Origin of the sequence: Streptomyces sp. NBC_01551 (assembly GCF_026339935.1) — a bacterium.
Lineage (GTDB): Bacteria > Actinomycetota > Actinomycetes > Streptomycetales > Streptomycetaceae > Streptomyces.
In genome coordinates this window covers 5,134,023-5,155,012 of sequence record NZ_JAPEPX010000001.1, presented here as the reverse complement: position 1 = coordinate 5,155,012, position 20,990 = coordinate 5,134,023, and the positions used below count along the sequence as shown (strand labels likewise).

At 70.7% G+C, this 20,990-nt stretch carries 17 protein-coding genes; 5 read left to right on the top strand and 12 right to left on the bottom strand.

The window, feature by feature from the left end; all coding sequences use genetic code 11:
- Positions 1-18: 18 nt before the first annotated feature.
- Both OG982_RS23340 and OG982_RS23335 read right to left on the bottom strand, forming a co-directional pair.
- Positions 19-1,269, bottom strand: a complete 1,251-nt coding sequence (locus OG982_RS23340) for a HAMP domain-containing sensor histidine kinase (RefSeq protein WP_266783690.1) — start codon at positions 1,267-1,269, stop codon at positions 19-21.
- A 5-nt stretch (positions 1,270-1,274) separates the two neighbouring features.
- Positions 1,275-1,928, bottom strand: coding sequence for a response regulator transcription factor (locus tag OG982_RS23335; RefSeq protein WP_030008767.1), 654 nt, complete (start codon positions 1,926-1,928; stop codon positions 1,275-1,277).
- A gap of 246 nt (positions 1,929-2,174) precedes the next feature.
- Between OG982_RS23335 and OG982_RS23330 the strand changes: the two genes are divergently transcribed.
- Complete coding sequence (locus OG982_RS23330) at positions 2,175-2,342, top strand: hypothetical protein (RefSeq protein WP_266783692.1); 168 nt, start codon at positions 2,175-2,177, stop codon at positions 2,340-2,342.
- A gap of 95 nt (positions 2,343-2,437) precedes the next feature.
- Here OG982_RS23330 and OG982_RS23325 read toward each other — a convergent pair whose 3' ends face one another.
- Both OG982_RS23325 and OG982_RS23320 read right to left on the bottom strand, forming a co-directional pair.
- A complete protein-coding gene (locus OG982_RS23325; RefSeq protein WP_266949964.1) occupies positions 2,438-3,238 on the bottom strand; it encodes an inositol monophosphatase family protein in 801 nt (266 codons plus the stop codon).
- An 18-nt stretch (positions 3,239-3,256) separates the two neighbouring features.
- A complete protein-coding gene (locus tag OG982_RS23320; protein ID WP_266949209.1) occupies positions 3,257-4,411 on the bottom strand; it encodes a ferrochelatase in 1,155 nt (384 codons plus the stop codon).
- 171 nt (positions 4,412-4,582) lie between these two features.
- On the opposite strand from OG982_RS23320, the gene OG982_RS23315 reads away from it, so the two are divergent.
- Together OG982_RS23315 and OG982_RS23310 are read left to right on the top strand one after the other, a co-directional pair.
- On the top strand, positions 4,583-5,842 hold the full coding sequence (locus tag OG982_RS23315; RefSeq protein WP_266949208.1) for an MFS transporter: 1,260 nt from the start codon (positions 4,583-4,585) through the stop codon (positions 5,840-5,842).
- Positions 5,787-7,121, top strand: a complete 1,335-nt coding sequence (locus tag OG982_RS23310; RefSeq protein ID WP_266949206.1) for a D-arabinono-1,4-lactone oxidase — start codon at positions 5,787-5,789, stop codon at positions 7,119-7,121. The genes OG982_RS23315 and OG982_RS23310 overlap by 56 nt, the downstream gene beginning before the upstream one ends.
- Before the next feature lie 7 nt (positions 7,122-7,128).
- Here OG982_RS23310 and OG982_RS23305 read toward each other — a convergent pair whose 3' ends face one another.
- The gene (locus tag OG982_RS23305; protein ID WP_266949205.1) at positions 7,129-7,833 is read right to left on the bottom strand and encodes a hypothetical protein; all 705 of its coding nucleotides are present in this window, start codon (positions 7,831-7,833) and stop codon (positions 7,129-7,131) included.
- 606 nt (positions 7,834-8,439) lie between these two features.
- Between OG982_RS23305 and sepH the strand changes: the two genes are divergently transcribed.
- Entirely contained in the window at positions 8,440-9,447 is a 1,008-nt protein-coding gene (sepH, locus tag OG982_RS23300) for a septation protein SepH (RefSeq protein ID WP_266783702.1), read from the top strand.
- A gap of 262 nt (positions 9,448-9,709) precedes the next feature.
- On the opposite strand, the gene OG982_RS23295 is transcribed toward sepH, so the two are convergent.
- Entirely contained in the window at positions 9,710-10,546 is an 837-nt protein-coding gene (locus OG982_RS23295; RefSeq protein ID WP_266949204.1) for a sulfurtransferase, read from the bottom strand.
- Between the two features lie 175 nt (positions 10,547-10,721).
- On the opposite strand from OG982_RS23295, the gene OG982_RS23290 reads away from it, so the two are divergent.
- Positions 10,722-11,507, top strand: a complete 786-nt coding sequence (locus tag OG982_RS23290; RefSeq protein ID WP_266949203.1) for a VOC family protein — start codon at positions 10,722-10,724, stop codon at positions 11,505-11,507.
- A 14-nt stretch (positions 11,508-11,521) separates the two neighbouring features.
- Here OG982_RS23290 and OG982_RS23285 read toward each other — a convergent pair whose 3' ends face one another.
- The 6 genes from OG982_RS23285 to OG982_RS23260 form a co-directional block, all read right to left on the bottom strand.
- On the bottom strand, positions 11,522-12,301 hold the full coding sequence (locus tag OG982_RS23285) for a hypothetical protein (RefSeq protein ID WP_266783707.1): 780 nt from the start codon (positions 12,299-12,301) through the stop codon (positions 11,522-11,524).
- 174 nt (positions 12,302-12,475) lie between these two features.
- Positions 12,476-14,176 carry a hypothetical protein gene (locus OG982_RS23280; RefSeq protein ID WP_266949202.1) on the bottom strand — a complete coding sequence of 567 codons (1,701 nt, stop codon included), beginning with the start codon at positions 14,174-14,176 and terminating at the stop codon, positions 12,476-12,478.
- Entirely contained in the window at positions 14,173-17,931 is a 3,759-nt protein-coding gene (locus OG982_RS23275; RefSeq protein ID WP_266949201.1) for an AAA domain-containing protein, read from the bottom strand. The genes OG982_RS23280 and OG982_RS23275 overlap by 4 nt, the downstream gene beginning before the upstream one ends.
- A 548-nt stretch (positions 17,932-18,479) precedes the next feature.
- On the bottom strand, positions 18,480-19,130 hold the full coding sequence (locus tag OG982_RS23270; protein WP_266949199.1) for a thymidine kinase: 651 nt from the start codon (positions 19,128-19,130) through the stop codon (positions 18,480-18,482).
- A 53-nt stretch (positions 19,131-19,183) separates the two neighbouring features.
- Positions 19,184-20,386 carry an alkaline phosphatase family protein gene (locus tag OG982_RS23265; RefSeq protein ID WP_266783726.1) on the bottom strand — a complete coding sequence of 401 codons (1,203 nt, stop codon included), beginning with the start codon at positions 20,384-20,386 and terminating at the stop codon, positions 19,184-19,186.
- Positions 20,386-20,985, bottom strand: coding sequence for a DUF5998 family protein (locus OG982_RS23260; protein ID WP_266783728.1), 600 nt, complete (start codon positions 20,983-20,985; stop codon positions 20,386-20,388). The genes OG982_RS23265 and OG982_RS23260 overlap by 1 nt, the downstream gene beginning before the upstream one ends.
- Positions 20,986-20,990: the final 5 nt, after the last annotated feature.

Here is a 20,990-nt window from a genome sequence, read left to right as displayed (position 1 = left end):
AACAGTCCGGCGGCCCGGTCAGAGCGGCAACGTGACACGCATCACGAGGCCACCGCCCTCCCGGGGCGTCGCCTGGATGCGGCCGCCGTGTGCGCGCGCCACGGAGCGCGCGATCGACAGGCCGAGCCCCACACCCTTGTCGCTGCCCGTTCGCTCCGTACGCAGCCGCCTGAAGGGCTCGAACAGGTTGTCCACCTCGTACGCGGGAACCACGGGACCCGTGTTCGACACCAGCAGCACCGCGTGGCCGTGCTGGACCTCGGTGGTGACCTCCACCCAGCCGCCCTCCGGCACGTTGTACCGGACGGCGTTCTGCACCAGGTTGAGCGCGATCCGCTCCAGCAGCACGCCGTTGCCCTGCACGACGGCCGGGGCGCGCTCGCCGCGGATCTCCACGCCCTTCGCCTCGGCCTCCCCGCGCGCCTGGTCCAGGGCGCGCGAGGCGACCTCCGCCAGGTCCACGGGTTTGCGCTCGACGATCTGGTTGTCGCTGCGCGCCAGCAGCAGCAGGCCCTCGACGAGCTGCTCGCTGCGCTCGTTGGTGGCCAGCAGCGTCTTGCCCAGCTGCTGGAGCTCCACCGGAGCCCCGGGATCGGAGAGGTGCACCTCCAGCAGCGTGCGGTTGATCGCGAGCGGCGTCCGCAGCTCGTGCGAGGCGTTGGCCACGAATCTCTGCTGGGCCGTGAAGGCCCGCTCCAGCCGGTCGAGCATCTCGTCGAAGGTGTCGGCGAGCTCCTTGAGCTCGTCGTCGGGGCCGTCGAGCTCGATGCGCCGCGTCAGATCGGAGCCGACCACCCGGCGGGCGGTACGGGTGATCTTGCCGAGCGGCGAGAGCACCCGGCCGGCCATCGCGTAGCCGAAGGCGAAGGCGATGATGCTGAGGCCCAGCAGGGCCATCAGCGACCGGCTGAGCAGGTCGTCCAACGCGTGCTTGCGCTGGTCGAGGATGCACGCCTGTATGGCCGCGTTGAACTGGTCGAGCGACTGGTCGGTGCCCACGCCGGAGCAGGTCGGGCTGGAGACCTCGACCTTCTGCCCGCTGACGCTGACGATCTTGAACGGCAGGGCGTTGCCCTCGCGCAGGGCCTGCGCGGCCAGCAGGTAGATGATCGACAGCAGCAGGATGCCGGCGATCAGGAACATCCCGCCGTACAGCAGCGTGAGGCGTATGCGGATGGTCGGCCGCAGCCAAGGGAAAGGACCCTCGGGCTGGCCGGGGTCCCAGGTCGGTTTCGGTGGCGCCGCCGGTGGCGCCGGAGTGGCGGCCATGGCCTTCAGATCCGGTATCCCGAACCGGGCACCGTCACGATGACGGGCGGCTCACCGAGCTTGCGGCGCAGGGTCATCACCGTCACGCGCACCACGTTGGTGAACGGGTCGGTGTTCTCGTCCCAGGCCTTCTCCAGCAGCTGCTCGGCGGAGACCACGGTCCCCTCGCTGCGCATGAGCACCTCCAGCACCGCGAACTCCTTCGGCGCCAGCTGCACCTCCTTGCCCTCCCGGAACACCTCGCGCCGGTTCGGGTCCAGCTTGATGCCGGCCCTCTCCAGTACGGGCGGCAGCGCCACCGTCGTACGCCGCCCCAGGGCGCGCACGCGTGCGGTCAGCTCGGTGAAGGCGAAGGGCTTGGGCAGGTAGTCGTCGGCGCCGAGCTCCAGCCCCTCGACCCGGTCGCTCACATCGCCGGAGGCGGTGAGCATCAGCACGCGGGTGGGCATGCCGAGCTCGACGATCTTCCGGCAGACGTCGTCACCGTGCACGAGCGGGAGGTCCCGGTCGAGCACGACCACGTCGTAGTCGTTCACCCCGACGCGCTCCAAAGCGGCGGCGCCGTCGTACACGACGTCCACGGCCATGGCCTCCCGGCGCAGTCCGGTGGCCACCGCATCGGCGAGCAGCTGCTCGTCCTCGACGACGAGTACGCGCACGTCGTTTCCTTCCTTCGAGCCCTGGAGGGCACACGTGTATTGCGCGTCCATCCTGCCGGTTTCGGCCGTAAACCGGCTGTAAGACGCCGCTCCGTCCACTTGCACGGCGCGGAAGTGAGGATTCCCTGGCCTCACGAGGTTTCTGCGCCCAGGGTGCCGGGGAGGACGTCTGCACACCCCAACCACTCCCTGACGGCGGACAGCCACGCGCTGGCCCGCCGCGACCCACGCAGAGGGGGCGCACCCATGGACGCATTCACCGCGGGTCTCCTGCAGCGCATCAGGAACACGCAGTCGGACCTCAGGCAGGCCCGCGAGACGGGCGACGACTACCTCGCGGATGTGGAGCAGGCGGAGCTGGAGGATCTCAAGCGCCTCGCCGCCGAGCACGGCGTACCCGTGTCCGCCTGCTGATACCCCACTGACCGAACGGAACCCCGGCCGCCCGACAGGGCGGCCGGGGTTCCCCCATGTCCGGGGTCGCCAGGCCGGGTTCCCCCATGCGCGGATCAGTCGTGCCAGGCGCCGAGTTCCTCCAGCATCGGCTGGAGCGAGGCGAACACCGCCGGGGTCGCGGCCAGCGCGAGCTCCCCCGAGGCGGGCCGCCCCGGCCGACCGCCGGTCACCGCCCCGGCCTCCCGGGCGATGAGCTCGCCCGCCGCCAGGTCCCACGGGTTCAGCCCGCGCTCGTAGTACCCGTCCAGGCGTCCGGCGGCCACGTCGCACAGGTCGAGCGCCGCCGACCCGCCCCGCCGGATGTCCCGTACCAGCGGGATGACCTGCGCCACGACCTCCGCCTGGTGCGCCCGCCGCTCCTGGAGGTACCCGAAGCCCGTGCCCACCAGCGCCTGGTCCAGCGGCGCGGCCGCCCGGCAGGCCAGCCGGGCCCCGCCCAGCCACGCCCCGCCGCCCAGCACCGCGTGGTACGTCTCCCCGCGCATCGGGGCCGCCACCACCCCGGCCACCGTCTCGCCGCGGTACTCGGCCGCGATGGAAACGCCCCAGCTCGGCAGCCCGTACAGGTAGTTCACGGTGCCGTCCAGCGGGTCCACGACCCACCGCACGCCGCTCGTACCCGGGCTGTCCGCGCCCTCCTCGCCGAGCAGCCCGTCCTCGGGGCGCCGCTCCGCGATCAGATGGGTGATCAGCTTCTCGGCCGCGATGTCCATCTCGGTCACCACGTCGATGGGGCTGGACTTGGTCGCCGCCACCGACAGGTCCGCCGGCCGCCCGTCCCGCAGCAGCTCTCCCGCCCGCCGGGCGGCTTCCAGGCCCACGGCCAGCAGTTCGGCCTTCAGTTCCTCGGAGATCACGATCTGTCCCACTCCCTACGCGTACGGACTGTCCACGCCCGCGGCCGCCGGCCGCGGGGCCCGGGAGGGGCAGCAGCCCACGGGGCACACGTGGTGGCTCGCGCCCAGCATGCCCACCCAGCACTCCTCGGCCGGCTCCCCGCGCTCCTCGGCGGCCCGCTCCAGCACGAGTTCCCGTACCGCCCCGGCGAACACCGGGTTCGCGCCGACCGTCGCCGACCGGGCGACCGGCAGCCCCAGCTCCGCCGCCTTCGCCGTGGCCTCCGTGTCGAGGTCGTACAGGACCTCCATGTGGTCGGAGACGAAGCCGATGGGGACCATGACCACGGCGGGCGCCCCGGCGCCGTGCAGGGATTCCAGGTGGTCGCAGATGTCCGGCTCCAGCCACGGGATGTGCGGAGCGCCGCTGCGGGACTGGTAGACGAGCTCCCAGGGGTGCTCGCGCCCGGTCCGGGCGGCCACCTCGGCCGCGATCAGCCGGGCGACGTCGAGGTGCTGCTTGACGTACGCGCCGCCCTCGCCGTTCGCGGTGTGGTCCTGCGCCGGCCCGGAGGTGTCGGCGGCCGCCGTCGGGATCGAGTGGGTGGTGAACGCGAGGTGCGCGCCGTCGTGTACGCCCTCCGGCAGCGAGGCCAGCGCGTCGAGGACCCCCTCGATCATCGGCTCCACGAACCCGGGGTGGTTGAAGTAGTGCCGCAGCTTGTCCACGCGCGGCGGCTCCAGGCCCTCCTCGGCCAGCGTCGCCAGCGCGTCGGCCAGGTTCTCCCGGTACTGGCGGCAGCCCGAGTACGAGGCGTACGCGCTGGTCGCGAGCACCGCGATGCGGCGCCGGCCGTCCCGGGCCATCTCCCGCACCGTGTCGGTCAGGTACGGGGCCCAGTTCCGGTTGCCCCAGTACACGGGCAGGTCCAGCCCGTGCTCCGCGAAGTCCTTGCGCAGCGCCGCCAGCAGTTCCCGGTTCTGCTCGTTGATCGGGCTGACCCCGCCGAAGCCGAAGTAGTGCTGCCCGACCTCCTTGAGCCGCTCCCGCGGGATCCCGCGGCCGCGCGTGACGTTCTCCAGGAAGGGCACGACGTCGTCGGGTCCCTCGGGGCCGCCGAAGGACAGCAGCAGGAGGGCGTCGTAGGGGGCGGCGGAGTCGGCGTCGGGGCCGCGGAGCTGGTCTGACATGCCTCGAATCCTGCCACCCGGGCTCCGGGCCCGGTGAACAGACCCGGCCCCTTCCCCGCCCCGAATGACAGGTAAGGTCACCCTAAGTTCCTGTCGGTGTCTTCCCCATGCGGGCGCCTTGTCGGCAGACGTAACCTGTGTGAGCCAATGACGTCCCTTACGGAGGGCACCTTGCCCAGTCCCTACCGCGCGATATTCGCGACCCCTGGCACCAAGGGGTTCACAGCCGCCGGCCTGATAGGCCGGATGCCGCTGTCCATGGTGGGCATCGGTGTCCTCACGATGATCACCGAGCTGGGCGGCAGCTACGCCCTCGCGGGCGGCATCACCGCCACCATCGCGCTGTCCGCCGCCGCCGTGGGCCCCCAGGTCTCCCGGCTCGTCGACCAGTACGGCCAGCGGCGGGTGCTGCGCCCGGCCACCCTGATCGCGGCCGCCTCGGTGACCGGCCTGCTGGTCGCGTCCGCGGGCGGCTGGCCGAGCTGGACCCTCTTCGTCTTCGCCGTCATCGCCGGCTGCGTGCCCAGCGTCGGGTCGATGGTCCGGGCCCGCTGGACGGCCCTGTACCGCGACACCCCCCAGCTGCACACGGCGTACTCCTTCGAGTCCATCCTCGACGAGCTCTGCTTCATCGTCGGCCCGCCCCTCGCCGCGACGCTCTCGGCCGGCTGGTTCCCCGAGGCCGGCCCGGTCGTCGCCCTCGTCTGCCTGGTGACGGGCGTGTGGTGGCTGACGGCGCTGACCGCGACCGAGCCCGAGCCGCATCCGCACCAGGAGCACACGGACCGCTCCTCGGCGCTGCGCTCCCCCGGCCTCCAGGTACTGGTGGCGACCTTCGTCGCGACCGGCGCGATCTTCGGTTCCGTGGACGTGGCCACCCTGGCCTTCGCCGAGGAACACGGCAACAAGTCCCTCGGCGGCGTCTTCCTCGCGGTGTGGGCCTTCGGCTCCTGCCTCGCGGGCATCGTCTTCGGCCTGCTGCACTTCAAGGGCAAGGCCGAACCCCGCTGGGTACTGGGCATCAGTGCGATGGCCGTGAGTATGATCCCCCTCCTACTGGCCGGGAACCTTCCGTTTCTGGCCGTGGCGCTCTTCGTCTCGGGCCTCGCCATCGCTCCCACGATGATCACCACGATGGCCCTGATCGAGGCGCACGTACCTCACGCGAAGCTGACCGAGGGCATGACCTGGATCAGCACCGGCCTCGCGGTCGGAATCGCGCTCGGGTCCTCCGTGACCGGCTGGGTCGTCGACGCCGCCGGCGCGCGGACCGGGTACGTCGTCTCCTTCTCGGCGGGAGTGGCCGCGGCGGCGGTGGCGTTCGCGGGATACCGCCGGCTGACGAGGCCGGCGCAAGGGGAGGAGCCAGCTCACGATGGGGACGGCGACAGCAGGGAAGTCAGGTCGGGGGACTCCGACCGCGTGGCGTAACTGGGCGGGCAACGTCACCGCCACACCCGCCCGCGTGGTCACCCCGACCTCGGTCGGGGAGCTTCAGGACACGGTCCGCCGGGCCGCCGAGGGCGGGCTGCGCGTGAAGGCGGTCGGCACCGGCCACTCCTTCACCGCGGCCGCCGCCACCGACGGGGTGCTCGTACGCCCCCAGGCGCTCTCGGGGATCCAGGCCATCGACCGGGAGGCCGGCACCGTCACGGTGGCGGCGGGCACGGTGCTCAAGGACCTCAACGTGGCCCTGGCCCGGGAGGGCCTGTCGCTCACCAACATGGGCGACATCATGGAGCAGACGGTCTCCGGCGCCACCAGCACCGGAACCCACGGCACCGGCCGGGACTCGGCCTCCATCGCCGCCCAGATCCGCGGCCTTGACCTGGTCACGGCGGACGGCCGGCTGCTGAACTGCTCGGAGAAGGAGAACCCCCAGGTCTTCGCGGCGGCCCGGCTCGGCATCGGGGCGCTCGGCATCGTCACCGCGATCACCTTCGCCGTGGAGCCGGTCTTCTTCCTGACCGCCCGTGAGGAGCCCATGGCCTTCGACCGGGTGACCGCCGAGTTCGACCAGCACGTCGCGGAGAACGAGCACTTCGAGTTCTACTGGTTCCCGCACACCGGCAACTGCAACACCAAGCGCAACAACCGCAGCCAGGGCCCCGCCGCCCCGCCCGGGGCGGTGAGCGCCTGGGTCGAGGACGAACTGCTGTCCAACGGCGTCTTCCAGGCCGTCAACTCGCTCGGCCGCGCGGTCCCGGCGGCCATCCCCTCCATCGCCCGGATCGCCAGCCGCGCGCTGTCGGCGCGCACCTACACGGACATCCCGTACAAGGTGTTCACCAGCCCGCGCCGGGTGCGGTTCGTGGAGATGGAGTACGCACTTCCGCGCGAGCGCCTCGTCGAGGCACTGCGGGAGCTCAAGCAGCTGGTCGACCGCTCGGACCTGCGGATCAGCTTCCCGGTCGAGGTGCGGACGGCCCCGGCGGACGACATCCCGCTGTCCACGGCGTCGGGGCGCGAGACGGCGTACATCGCGGTGCACATGTACAAGGGCACGCCGTACCACGCCTACTTCACGGCGGCCGAGCGGATCTTCACCGCGCACGGCGGGCGTCCGCACTGGGGCAAGGTGCACACGCGGGACGCGGAGTACTTCGCCCAGGTCTACCCGCGTTTCGGCGAGTTCACGGAGCTGCGGGACCGGCTGGACCCGGAGCGGGTGTTCGGGAACGACTACCTGCGGCGCGTACTGGGGGCCTGAGCCGGGGTCAGGGGGATTCCTCCGGAGCCGGGGCGGGCGGCGCGGGCGGCGTCGGCTTCGGGGTGCCCGTCGGAGCGGGGCCCGAGGTACTCGGACCCGGTGTCGTCGGCGGCTCCCCCGACCCGGACGGGCTCGGCCCGGGACCCGGGCTCCGCCCGCCGGGCGAACGCGAGGGGCCCGGGGAGCTCCCGGACCCCGAACCGGGGGTCTCCCCGCCCTTGTCGCCGGAGTCACTCTTGCCGCCCTCGCCGCCCGAGCCCTGCTGCTGCTGCGGCGGCGGGGCACGGCGCCCGGGGTCCCGTTCGGCGCCGGGCTCGGCGTCCGGCGCCTTGCGGGTCCCGGCGGAGAAGATGGTCCCGCCGTCCTTGCTGACCGAGGTCCCGGCGGCCGCCTCGTACGCCCCGAGGCCCCCGACGGCTATCGCGAAGGCAGCGCCGGAGGCCACTGCGGTGCGCTTCCATCCCCGCACCCGGGTGCCGTGCACCGTGGCCTCGCCGAACCCGTCCGCCGCAGGCGCCTGCCGGGCCCGGGGCTTGGCGGTCTCGCGCAGCTGGTCGCCGGTCCGGCGGAACAGGTGCTGGATGACCGGCCCGCCCGCGGTGGCGACCACGCTCACCACGCCGGCGCCGAGGATGGTCCCGTAGACGCCCAGCTTCGAGGCGAGCAGGGCGGCCGCGACGGTCGCGAGCGACGTGCCCGCGATCTGAGTCACGCTCAGATCGAGCTTCTTGCCCGCATCGCTCGCATCCCCGGTCGCTCCCGTCCCCTGCGTCCTCTTTCGACCCATCCCCATCCTCTGCGCTCGTCCGGCACCACCGCTTACAGCAGTTACTGACACATGAGCGAAACGGATAGTTCCATTTCTGGGGATTCTGTGAAGCAAGACACCCGAAAACGGGCGCGGCCGCAGCTCCAAGCCACTCCCGGGCCGATTCAGGGCAGCCCAACTCCCGCCGCCGGAGACAAGTTCGGCGGCGCGGCGGTCCACCCAGGTGGCCCGAATGGAGTACTGTGGCGAGCCCTGGGGCCGTCCTTCCTTTCGGATGTCCGGACTCGGGAGAGGGGGCCGGACGATGGAGAAACGGCACTCGAGACCGGCGATGCCGCGGTGTTGCACGGGTTCCTGCTGCGCACAGTAATCGTTCGGTCACTGTGCGTGCCCAACAGGTAACCGTGCCATAACGGCGATCAAGGGCGCTTGCCCGACACGCCGGTTTAACTCGGCAAGGTTGTGGCAGGCTGCACCCGGGCAGGCCACACTCGACTAGCGGAAGCAGCGACGCACGTGACGTCGGCAGGCACCACCCGGGAGGTCCCCATGCCCGAACTGCGTGTCGTGGCCGTCTCAAATGACGGCACACGACTGGTGCTCAAGGCTGCGGACAGCACGGAGTACACGCTTCCGATCGACGAGCGGCTTCGGGCCGCCGTACGCAACGATCGAGCACGCCTGAACCAGATCGAGATCGAGGTGGAGAGCCACCTCCGCCCCCGCGACATCCAGGCCCGCATACGGGCCGGTGCCTCCGCGGAGGAGGTCGCTCAACTCGCGGGCATCCCCGTCGACCGCGTACGCCGCTTCGAGGGCCCGGTGCTGGCCGAGCGCGCGTTCATGGCGGAGCGGGCCCGCAAGACGCCCGTGCGCCGTCCCGGCGAGAACACCGGACCGCAGCTCGGCGAGGCCGTGCAGGAGCGGCTGACGCTGCGCGGGGCCGACAAGGAATCCGTGCAGTGGGACTCCTGGCGCCGCGACGACGGCACGTGGGAAGTCCTGCTGGTCTACCGGGTCGTGGGTGAACCGCACTCGGCGAGCTGGACGTACGACCCGCCGCGCCGGCTGGTCGTGGCCGTGGACGACGAGGCCCGCTCCCTGATCGGGGAGTCGGACGACCTGCCCGCGACGCCGGAGCCGAGCTTCCCGTTCGTGCCGAGGATCGCGCGACTGCCGCGGGACCGGCCGCTGGACCGTGCGCTCGACCGCCAGTTGGAGCGCCCCGCCCCGCCGCCGGAGCCGGAGGAGGAGCGGGACACCCTGACGAGCCTGCTGGAGGCGGTCCCGAGCTTCCGCGGCGACCTGGTCGTTCCGGAGCGCCCCGACGCGCCGGCCGAGGAGCCGGAGACGGAGGAGCCCCCGGCCGCGTCGGCGGGAGCCGGTGCGGCGTACGCCGACGTCCTGATGCCGCGTACGGTCGCGGGCCACCGCGACCGCCTGACGGGCACGACCGACCGCCAGGCCGAAGCCGACGGCGTCCGCCCGGGCCGCCGCGCGGCGGTCCCGAGCTGGGACGAAATCGTCTTCGGCACCCGCCGCAAAAAACAGGAATAGCCCCGGCAACTCCAGCCCCGCCGACGTTTGAGGCGCGGGGGTAAATCCAGCCCCGCCGGCGTTTGAGGCGCCGGGGTAAATCCAGCCCCGCCGGCGTTTGAGGCGCCGGGGTAAATCCAGCCCCGCCGGCGTTTGAGGCGCGGGGTCTGGGGCGGAGCCCCAGGTGCCCGCCGGGGCAACCCGGCCGACGCCCACCCCAGCCGAGCAGCGTTCGCGGCGCCCGGGGGCAACCCCCGGACGGGTGGCGGCGGTGGCGCCTGCGCTACTGCGGCAGCGGCCCGGTCGCGACCGGCCGGTCCGGGTCCGAGGACCACTGCGACCAGCTGCCCGCGTACAACGCGGCCGCGACCCCGGCCACCTCCAGCGCGAGCACCTCATGCGCACCGGAGACACCCGACCCGCAGTACACCCCGACGGGGACGTCACCCGAAGCCCCCAGCCCCTCGAACCGCCCCCGCAGCACCGCACCCGGCAGGAACCGCCCGTCCGCCCCCACGTTCTCCGACGTCGGCGCCGACACCGCCCCCGGAATGTGCCCGCCGACCCGGTCGATCGGCTCGACCTCGCCCCGGTACCGCTCCCCTGCCCGCGCGTCCAGCAGGACCCCCTCCCGGGCCAGTGCCGCCGCGCCATCCGCGTCCAGCAGCCCCAGCCCGCCCGGAGTTGGCTTGAAATCGCCCTCCATCGGGGACACCGCGTCAGCGGACACCGCACCACCCGCCGCGGTCCACGCGTCCAGGCCCCCGTCCAGCACCCGCACCTCCGCGTGCCCCGTCCAGCGCAACAGCCACCACGCGCGTGCCGCCGCCCAGCCCAGACCGCCGTCGTACACGACCACCGGCGCCCCCGCCGAGACCCCGGCGCGCCGCATCACCGCCCCGAACGCCTCCGGGTCCGGCAGCGGGTGCCGGCCTCCGGACCCCGCCGGACCGGCCAGTTCGCGGTCGAGGTCGACGTACACCGCACCCGGGATGTGCCCCGCCTCGTACGCGGGACGCTGGTCGGGGCCGCCGAGCTGCCAGCGGATGTCCAGGAGCACCGGCGGCCGGGAGCCGGCCAGTTCGCTCATCAGTTCGGAAGCAGAGAGGATCGCAGTCATGGGCCCATCTTCCTCCCCGCCCCGCACCCCGTGTAACAAGCCGGACATCCACACGCCGCACCGATTCGGTCATCTCCCCGCGCACCGCGAAAACCCGGCCGGTCGGGGCGCGCCGAGCCCTCCGTAGTGGAAGCATCACCCCGGGACACGCGCTACGACGGAGGAGACGCCTGACATGACCGAGGCTTCGGAAGCGACGCGGCGCCCGCCCGGCACGCCGTGCTGGGTGAGCCTGATGGTGCACAGCCTCGGCTCCACCGAGGAGTTCTACACCGACCTCTTCGGCTGGGAGTACGAACCCGGCCCCGGGCAGCTCGGCCCGTACGTCCGGGCCCTGCTCGACGGCCGCGAGGTCGCCGGCATCGGGCAGATGCCGCCGGACCGGCACCTTCCGGTGGCCTGGACGACGTACCTCGCGACGGACGACGCCGACGCCACCGCCGAGTCCGTCCGCTGCTGCGGCGGCACCGTGGCGGTGGGCCCGCTGGACGCCGGCATCGCGGGCCGGATGGCGATCTGCTCGGACCCGCTGGGCGCGATCTTCGGCATCTGGCAGGCCGAGACCCACATGGGCACCCTGCTGCACGGGCGCCCGGGCACCCCGGTGTGGAACGAGCTGGTCACCCAGGACACCTCCACGGTCGGGAAGTTCTACGAGCACGTCTTCGGCCACGAGGCCAAGGCCCACCCCGAGTCCTCGGAGGACTTCGACTACCTGACCCTGCGGCTGCAGGGCGAGCCGGTGGCCGCCGTACACGGCGTCGGCCGCTCGCTGCCGCACGACCGGGGCCCGCACTGGATGACGTACTTCGAGGTGGCGGACCCCGACGAGGCGGCCGCCCGCGTCGAACTGCTCGGCGGCACCGTGGTCCAGCCGCCCCACGAGGGCCCGGGCGGCCGCCACGCCACGGTCGCGGACCCGGAGGGCGCGGTCTTCACCGTCATCCGCACCACGCACTGACCGCCGGGCGGGCCCTACCCGCGGCCGAGCGCCCCGCGCAGGGTGATCCCGTAGTACGCGCGCAGCCGCCGCAACTCCCAGGCCGACAGCGCCGTCACCGACAGCGGCGGGCCGACGAGGAACAGGATCCGCACCCCGAGCGGTGCGGCGACCGGCGGGGTGTCGAAGAGCTGGAAGAACGCCATGGCCCACACCAGCACCGGGGAGACGAGCGGCGGCAGCACCTCGTGGACGTCGGCGGTGCGGAAGGTGAAGTGGACGCAGAACACGGCGGAGGCGAGCGCGAACGGCACCAGGAAGAGGTAGCCGATCCCGCCCACCAGGCTCAGCACGGAGCCGAGGCCGCCGGGCACGGCGCCGAACCCGTTGGGGACGAGCCACATCAGGAACACGGTCCCGAAGAGCGAGCCGAGCGCGGTGAGCGGCCCGCGCAGCCGGGCCCGGTAGAACGCCGGCCCGGGCCGGCGGGCGGCGCACACGAACGCGACGAGCGCGAGGGGCCCGAGGACGAGGAGGAGGCCGGCACTGACGAGGACCTCGGTCAGCTTGTCGCCGAGGACGGCCCCGGCCGATTCGCGCAGCGGGTACGCGTAGACCAGCCAGCAGGTGGCGATGACGCCGACGGCGGTCCGGGCGATCTGCGCGCGCTCGATGGCGCCGTCGACGATCCGGTCCGGCCGCGCGGGCCGGTGGATCCGCGCCGCGAGCTGAAAGGGCAGCAGCAGGAGGCTGACACAGCCGTTCCTGGCGTCATTGCCCGGTCGAGCGGCGGGTCTGCGTACGCGCGTACTCACGGTGTGGTCCCCCATGACGACGAATGATCATCGCATGATAGGCCGCACCAACACCCTTTCTCCGCCGCCGAGATGGGACGGCCAGAACTGACAGGCTCTCGGCATGAACACGCTACAACCTGGTTCCGACGAGGGCCTCGACGGCAAGGTGGAGGCCCTCGTCACACACGTTCGTCAGCCTGGAAGGCGGTCGGCTGATCCTGCTCGATCGCGTTCATCGCCGGCCTGCTGCCACAGTTCGGCGGCGAGGCGGCCGCGGAGCTGGAAGGCGAGCGCCGAGACCGACTGCCTGGCCACGCCGACGACCCATTCGCCGGCCGTTGCCGCTACCTGCACCGGATCCCAGGGCTGCCCCAGACGCTGCGTCGCTGAGCCATCGGTCTGCATGACCCTCTCCCGGGCCGCAGCCCCCTGAGCGCCGATGAGCAGGGAGAGGCTGCTCCCCCCGTCCTCACCGGAGCCTGGCGAGGGGAGGAGCGGTGTCGACAGATCCCAGGACTCCTCGACCTCCTCCACACCCGGAGCCGCTCGGCTCAGCGCTGCTTCCTCAACCCACTTCTCCGCCAGGTGACGCCAACGGCTCGCCGTCAGCTCCGCGTTGTCGTCGGGGCTCTCCTGCCACCAGCCCGAGGCGAGCAGTGCCAGAGTGCTCAGCCCTCGCACGTCGTCGACGAGCACGGCAGGGCTCAGGGTGTGTTCCTGCGTCGCCCCGGACAACAACCCGGCACCCAACACGGCCACCGGCCCGTCATCCGTGGCTGCCAGTACGAAGTCCGCCATGGCCTCCGTCGGCGTCCTGTTGAAGAAGATCTTTCCGGGTGTCGCCTTCCCGCGTGACGACCCGAGTGCGTTGGCCAGGCGCTTGCGCAGCCCTTCCTCCGCGTCGGCACAGGACCACAGGACATCGACGCTCACGCCGCGGCTCTGCAGACCTGCGGCCACCTCGGTCACACGGGCGGCCTGAGCGTCATCCAGCTGCGAGGCCACGATCAGTACATGACCGGTGGCGCGTTCCAGGGCGCGCTCGGCGAGTCGGCGGCTGCCGCCCGCAGACAGCGCCGCTTCGGCGCAGGGCATCGCGGCCAGTTCCGCCCGGGGGGCGGGAGATCCGCTGGAACGCCGGACATGACTGCGGTCCTTCTCCCACTCCTTGAGCATCCTGTCGAACCGTTCCTGGGCGTCGGAGCCGACCGCGAGGTCCTGGTACTGCTGCTCGGTCTCCTCCAGTGCCAGAGGGGCGAGGTGGCTCCAGTTGCCGGGCAGGCCCAGCACTGTTCCTTCCTCCAGATCCACCCGGAGGGGTAGGTAGTACTTTCCTCGCGCCAACTTCGCGTTGCTGTCGATACGGCGGATCCACTGCTGCTCGTCCGCGTTCCGCGGGAGCAGCCCCTCGGTTTCCCCTCCGTTGAGAGTCTTGCGGTGGTGCCGTCCCCTAAGGGCGAAACTGACCGATCCCCGGTTGGTCTTCCGGCGGACTTCCTCCGTGCGGAGCACTTCGAGGTCGGAGAGGCGGGCGAGCTGGCAGCTGAGCAGTTCTCGCACAATGCTCGTCTGCCTTCGCTGGACGCGCAGGCTGGCCGGCCGACGACTGCTGGAGATGGTTAGCAGCCCCTCGCGGGTGGCCACGTAACGGATCTCCTGGTCGCTCTGCACCATGGCCGCCCACCCCTCGCGGAGCAGCGTCACCAGCCCCTCGATGAGCAACCTGTCGTGTACTTGGAACGCCTGGCGGAGTTCCTGGAAGGTGCGGCCCTCTTCGCCCTGATCCTTGCTGATGAGCCTCAGCAGCAGCTCTTCCAGCCTGCTGTACGGACGCCCCACCGCCACGTCGTACGAGACGCGGAAGACGTCCAGTGGCAACAGAACGTGGATCACAGTCGGTCCCCTTCTCGCTGCTTGTTCGCGTGTGCCTCGCTTCTGTGCCCGCTGCGCTGAGCCTTGGCCTGTTGAATCCGCTCATCCAGGCCGGTCAGGTCCGCGGCCACCCGAACCGCCCGGCCCTCGGCGAACAGCTTCTCGAACCTGTCCACCAGAACGGCCACGTGGCGCAGTTCGTCGTACTGCCGCTCGTCGCGTGGAACGTCCGACACCTGGGCTCGGAAGAAGTCCCACGAGCCGACCAGTACCAAGAGGCGTTCGGCACGTGAGATGAGGACGTTCATCCGCGATGTCGCCTTGAGGAAGCCCAGGCCCTGGCCCGGTTGCTTCATGTTGTTGCGGACCAGGCTCACCGCCACGATCTCCGACTGATTGCCTTGGAACGAGTCGACGGTGAAGACGCCTCCCTTGTTCGGATCGCCGGCCCTGGCGCTGTGCCCGCCGTCGGCGCCCCGGGGGTCGGGAGCAAGGGCGATTCCGTTGCGCAGCAGCTCGGCGCGCATCTCGGGCCTGCGAAGGTGTTTCCCCAGTACGACCACCTGCTGGGCGTAGGGCGACAGGACAGCCAGGTCCACGGGGCGCGTCGGATCGCCCCTCAGCGAGCGGAGGAAGACCTCCAGGGCGTGTGCTTCGGCCTCGTTGCGGTACTTGGGCTGAGCCGTCTCCGCCGTGCGCGGGTCGACCGAGGCGGCCGGGAGATCCAGCCAGACGACAGCCTTGCCTTCCAGTTCCGCAGGGGCGGTCAGACCGTGCGGAGCCCGGTCGTGGGTGTGGTGCTGCAGTTTTCCCTTGTAATACGTCTGCGAGACGAGATCGCCGATGTCCGGATGCATGCGGTATTGCCCCGTGAGCAGGCCTTCCTCGGGCTCATGGGCGGTGCACAGGCGGTGCAGCTGCCCGAAGAAGGTCAGCCACCGCCTGCAGTACTCAGTGAAGTACTTCTTCTCCTCGCCTGCCTTGTCGCGCCACCGGTTGAGCAATTCCCGGTCGATCAATCGGTCGGCGCCCTCAAGGTCGCGCAGGGCCTGTACGACCCGCTCCAGGTTGGAAAGCGCCTTCTGGTAGTCCTCCATCCGGTAGGGCGGCAGCTGCTGGGGATCTCCGATCAGCAGCCACCTGTGACCGAGGTAGAGCGGCAGAGCCAATTCGAAGCCGTGAGCCTTTCCGGCTTCTTCGACGATCGACCAGTCGTAGCTGACTTCACCGGCCAGCCCCGCCAGGTCGCCGTCGCTCGCGCTGCTGTAGGTGATGCTGGCGCTCCGCCGTACGAGTTCCCTGAACTCGTTTGCTTGGGATGCGTCCTGGGTGTCGATCTCCCGACGCATGGTCCTGCAGGCTTCCAGCCATGTGGCGGACACCTCGGACAAGGGTTCCTCTGCTTGCAGCGATTCCAGCCTCGTGATGGTGCTGTCCAGGAGCTCTCGAGCCACGTACCGGACCGACCACCGCTCGTCCTGCGAGTCGGTCGTCCGGCGCGGATCCACGGTCCTGCGCAACCTGATCGACAGCGGTCGACTCTCCTCCGGAATGCCCTTGAACGCCTCGCTCTCGACCTTGGCCCTCAGCACGTCCACCGCCGAATGTGCCTGGGCCGTGATGAGGATCTGGGCCATCGGGTCCTCGGCGAGGATCTCGCGCAGGAGCCAGGCGGCCATGTGCGTCTTGCCGGTGCCGGGAGGGCCCTGCACCGTGTAGATCGGCCGCGTTCCGAGGATGGCGCCGATCTGAGTGCGTTTGCTGGCATCGACGGTCCGCCCGTCGAGCCCGACCGGCAGCGCCCCGCTGTCCATGAAGACCTGGCCGGGGTTTGACAGGCTCGCCAGCAGGTACGTGTGGTCCGCCAGTCTCTCGATCGCCTTCTTCCTGCGCCGAATCAACTGGAGCTGCCGATAGAGGCCTTTGGTGCGCAGCACGTACTCCTGCCCCAACCGGGGCCCTTCGGCGCCACCGCCCTTGTGCCCGTCGAGACCAACAGTGCCTGCCAGAGCGCCGGCGGGCCGAAGCCTCACCGTCTCGTCCGTGACGTAGGCGTCCACCAGCTCCCAGTGACCGTCAGCCGGCGAGACGCTCCGCAGCCCCTCGAAGTCCGCAGGACACAGCTCGATCTCGTTGCTTCCCGACTTTCCGCTGTACATGTCCCGGAGCAGAAAGGCCGCCATGCCACCGTCGGGCTTGAACATCTCCAAGGGCAGGTGATGCCTCGGCATCTCCTGCACTTCGATCCAGGAGATACTGCCGTCTTCCCGGTACCAAACATCCGAGACCTGGCAACGGAAGATCTCCGCGTCACGGATCAGGAGATCGATCTGATTGGTCAGCCTGATGAATTCGGCAAGATCCTCCTGGTTTTTCTGCCGCTCGCTCGCTTCGTCCGATGAAGGGATCTTGAGATCCCAGCTCACCCCCGGCGCCAGGATGCCCGGCTGCCTCTGGGTGGTGATGAAGGCCAGTTGACCGACGGGAATCTCCCGGCTCCGCTGCGGATCCACCTCGAAGTAGTCGAGAACCCTCTGACAGAAGGCCTTTTCCCAGCTCTTGTTCCCGCGATCGTCATGCTTGGCGAGTTCAAGATGCAAGGTCTTTCCCGACAACACCACCGTCTCGCTCGTAAGGCCGGGAGACAGCAGGCCTCCTTCGGAGAAGTCGTCGTACAAGAAGCCGAGCAGCTTGGTCACGTGCTCCTTGTTCTTGGAACTGAACGCATCGCCAGGCTGCAACCCAAGTGTGCTGCGCAGCCCTTGGGCTTCCAGCACCTCCACCAGCCGCTGGTTTCCCGCGTTGACGACGACGAAGTGACGCTGATTGGCGTCCGTGCTCTCCGGCGGCTCTTCAAGTGAGTCGATGACTTCCCGGATGAATGCCTGAACCTCGTCGCCGCGACGCAGTCGCTCGGTCGGCTCCTCGGCGATCAGCCTGCCGATCACGTCTCGCTCGAGTTGCGTCAGCCTACTGTTGGGGACCGGATGGGCGTCTCGTCTGCGCCTGCCCCCTCCGAGACCCTTGCCCAGCTGATCCTGGACAAGCAGATAGCGCTCGGCCAGATCTGCGGTGCTGCCCAAGTGTTCGATGTCCACCATGCACCGAGCTGCCAGCATGCCGAAGGCGAACCAGTCCGCGTCGGGGCCGAAGGCCTGTCGGCCGGAAGCCCACTCGGGCGGAGTCTCCCACCCACGTCGGGTCCGTGCCGCCGCAGGAGGACGTCCCAGCCGGACGCTCCACTCGAAGCCACCGAGCCGTGCGGACTCGGGGCCCGAGTCCGGGTCCAGGAATACTGTTTCCGCCGACACGCAGCGATGGACGACTTGCTGCTGGTGCAGCAGTTCCAAGCCTGAGGCCAGACGGCCGAGCATCCTCCATACCGACTGCCGATCCGATGGGCGTCCAGAGAGCCAGGGACAACTGCGCCGATCGGCGAGCATGGAGGCGAGTGTCCTGTGGCCATTCGTCTCGAACACCATGACGAAACAATGGTGATCATGGTCGATGCCCACATTGTGAAGCTGAAGCAGCGAACGTTCCGAGCCCGGGCTGCTCCTGACCTGATAGAGGGAGCGCAGCTCTGCATCCCAGAAAGCTCTTTGAACCTGATCCGGCCCCTCCTCGGAGAAGTGCCAGGTCTTCAGAAGGTACGGCTTGACGTACTCCCAGTTGTCGTTGGCCGTCCACAACCTCCCTTCGTCGAACGGGGGGTCGAGATGGCGCAGGAGTTCGTAGCGCCCTCCCAACAGGGCATCTCCTGGACCGAGCTTCACGCCTGCCTCCTTCAGATCGAACGCCAAGGATGGCCGGGCTCACGGCAGCGAGAGGTCGGCGAACATCGACCGAACTCCGGTTAATCGGATTGATGGTGAGCCAGCGTCATATGGTGAAAGGGTTTTACTCCCGCACACGGCGAGGCCACAAGCGCTACGTGAAACTTGCGTCTGGAGATCACTGAGTAGGGTGGTTGGCAGGACGAGATCCGGACACCGGTGAGAAGGTCGCGCTGTGGCCACCGGCACGCGGCAGAGGATCCGTGGCAGCGCCCGGCGCGCCCGACTGCGGAACCGGCTCGTCGTCTATCAGCAGGCGGTCAGTCCGAGGCTTCTGCTCGGCGCCATCAACGCGATGATGTACTGCTGGTGTCAGATCTACGGCATGATCTGCATGGCTGTCTGCGGCCCTCTCGCGCGCCATCCGGCCGGCTCCTACCGCCTTGCCCGCTCCGGTCCCCGCCCACCAGCAGCGGCGGCAGGGTCCGCCCTCGACCAGCCGCTCATTCACGAAGAAGCAGGACCAGCTGCCGCCCTCACACCAGGAATCAGCCGGAGCTTACTGGCAGCACGTCCGGGGACAGCGCCCCCGCCCGCGCTGCGGCACTCGTCATACGACGGCGGTGGTGGCGGCGGCAGAGGACCTCGTAGCCGATCTCCCCCGCCGGGCGGTTCACGTCGCCCACGACGACCTGGGCGCCCTCCACGACCATCTCCCCGCCCACCGTGCGGGCGTTGTGGGTCGCGCGGGCGCCGCACCAGCACAGGGCCTCGACCTGGAGCTGCTCGATCCGGTCCGCCAGCTCGATCAGGCGCTGCGAGCCGGGGAAGAGCTTCGTGCGGAAGTCGGTCGTGATGCCGAAGGCGAAGACGTCCATGTCGAGGTCGTCGACGATGCGGGCCAGCTGGTCGATCTGTTCCGGGGCCAGGAACTGCGCCTCGTCCACGATCACGTAATCCGCCCGGCCGCCCTTCGACAACTGCGCGACCAGGTACGCGTACAGGTCCAGGCCCTCGCCGGCCTCCACCGCTTCGGTGACCAGGCCCAGGCGGGAGGAGAGCTTGCCCTCGCCCGCCCGGTCGTCGCGGGTGAAGATCACGCCCTGGAGACCGCGCGCCGACCGGTTGTGGCCGATCTGGAGGGCCAACGTACTCTTCCCGCAGTCCATCGTGCCGGAGAAAAACACCAATTCGGGCATGGGGAGAACGGGACCTTTCGGGTCGTGCGGAGGAGCGGGAGAGGGGAAGGGCGTCAGGAGCGGACTTCGAGCAGCGGGACCAGCTGCTCGGCGGCCGTCAGGGAGCCGTGCATGCCGGCGAGCGCCGATTCGTTGGGCTCGTTGCGGGACGCGGTGATCGCGACGTCCGCGTACGCGGCCGCGATCACGTCCCCGATCCGACCGAGCACCCGCTCGTCGCACTCCCCCGGCGCCCCGAACCAGCCCAGTTCCAGGGCCTCTTCGCGGCTCGCGACCCAGAACCGGTCCCCGAGCACCTCCCGCCACACGGTCAGTACGTCGGCCTCCGCGCCCGGCACCGCGTACACGTGCCGGGCCCGGCCCTCGCCGCCGAGCAGGGCCACGCCCGCGCCCAGCTCCCAGTCCTCGTCGAAGTCGATCCGGGAGTCCTCGTCGAAGGGCACGTCGACCATGCCGTGGTCGGAGGTCACGTACAGCGCCGTGCGCGGCGGCAGCTGCTCCACGAGCCGCTGCACCAGCCGGTCCACGTGCATCAGCTGGCCGCGCCAGGCGTCGGAGTCCACGCCGTGCCGGTGGCCGGCCCCGTCGAGCTCGCTGTAGTACGTGTACACGAGCGAGCGCTCCCCGGCGGCGAGCTGGATCGCCGCGAGGTCCATCCGCTCCTCGCCGGTCATCCGGCCGTGGAAGGTGCCGCCACTCAGCGCGATCTTGGTGAGCGGGGTGCTCTGGAAGGCCGGCGCGGACACCTGGGCGGTGTGCACCCCCGCCGCGTCCGCCTGCTGGAACACCGTCGGGTACGGCTGCCAGGGCTTCGGCGCGGTCCACGGCTGCCAGCGGAGCTGGTTCATCAGCTCGCCGGAGGCCGGGTTGCGCACCGCGTAGCCGGGCAGGCCGTGCCGCGCGGGCGGCAGGCCGGTGCCGACGGAGGCCAGCGAGGTGGCGGTGGTCGCGGGGAAACCCGAGGTGATCGGCAGACCGGTGCCGCCGCGCGAGCCTGCGAGCAGGGAGGCCAGGTAGGGGGCCTCGTCGGGGTGGGCCTTGAGCTGCTCCCAGCCCATGCCGTCGACCAGGAACACGCAGTTCCGGTCGGCGGGGGTCAGCTCGGCGATCGAGGCGGTGAAGCCGGGGACGCCCTGGCCCGCCACGAGGGTCGGCAGCAGATCGGCGAGCGAGCCGGTGCCGTACTGGGGGACGGGTGCCCCCGTGAGGTCGAGGAGCTCCGGTTCGTCCCAGTTCGCGGGCGCGGAGTACGCCATCAGCGGGCGCTGGGCGCGGACGTCGCGGCGGTGGCCTCGGAGAGCGCCTGCGCGAAGACCAGGGTCTGGCGGACGGCCTCGGGGCCGTCGCCCGCCTCGCTCACGCGCAGGCTGAGGTCGTCGGCGGTGGAGTTGCCGGTGTAGCCGTGGTCGGAGTCGCAGTTCGGGTCGCCGCAGGCGGCCGGCTCCAGGTCGATGCGGGAGACCGCGCCCCAGCCGATGGTCAGGACGACCTCGCGGGGCAGGGTGCCGGGGGTGTACGACTCCGGGTTGGCGACGACGCGGCTGAGCACCACGGAGGAGATGCTGGCGAGCTTGACCGACTCGGTCGAGGTCGTCGCGTACGGGGACGGCGACCCGGCGTCGGCGGCCTGCTCGTCGGTGTGGCTCACGATGAAGCGGTTGCCGGTGAGGACCAGGACGGTGACGTGGCGGCGGACCTCGTTGGAGTCGAAGGTGGTCTCCTGGTGGACCAGGTACGACGAGATCGGCTCACCGCCCACCGCGGCCTCCACGGCCTCGGCCACGAGGGCCGGGTAGTAGCCGCTGCGCTCGATCGCCGCGCGCAGCCCCTGGGTCGTCGTACCGGATTTCGCCATGAGGT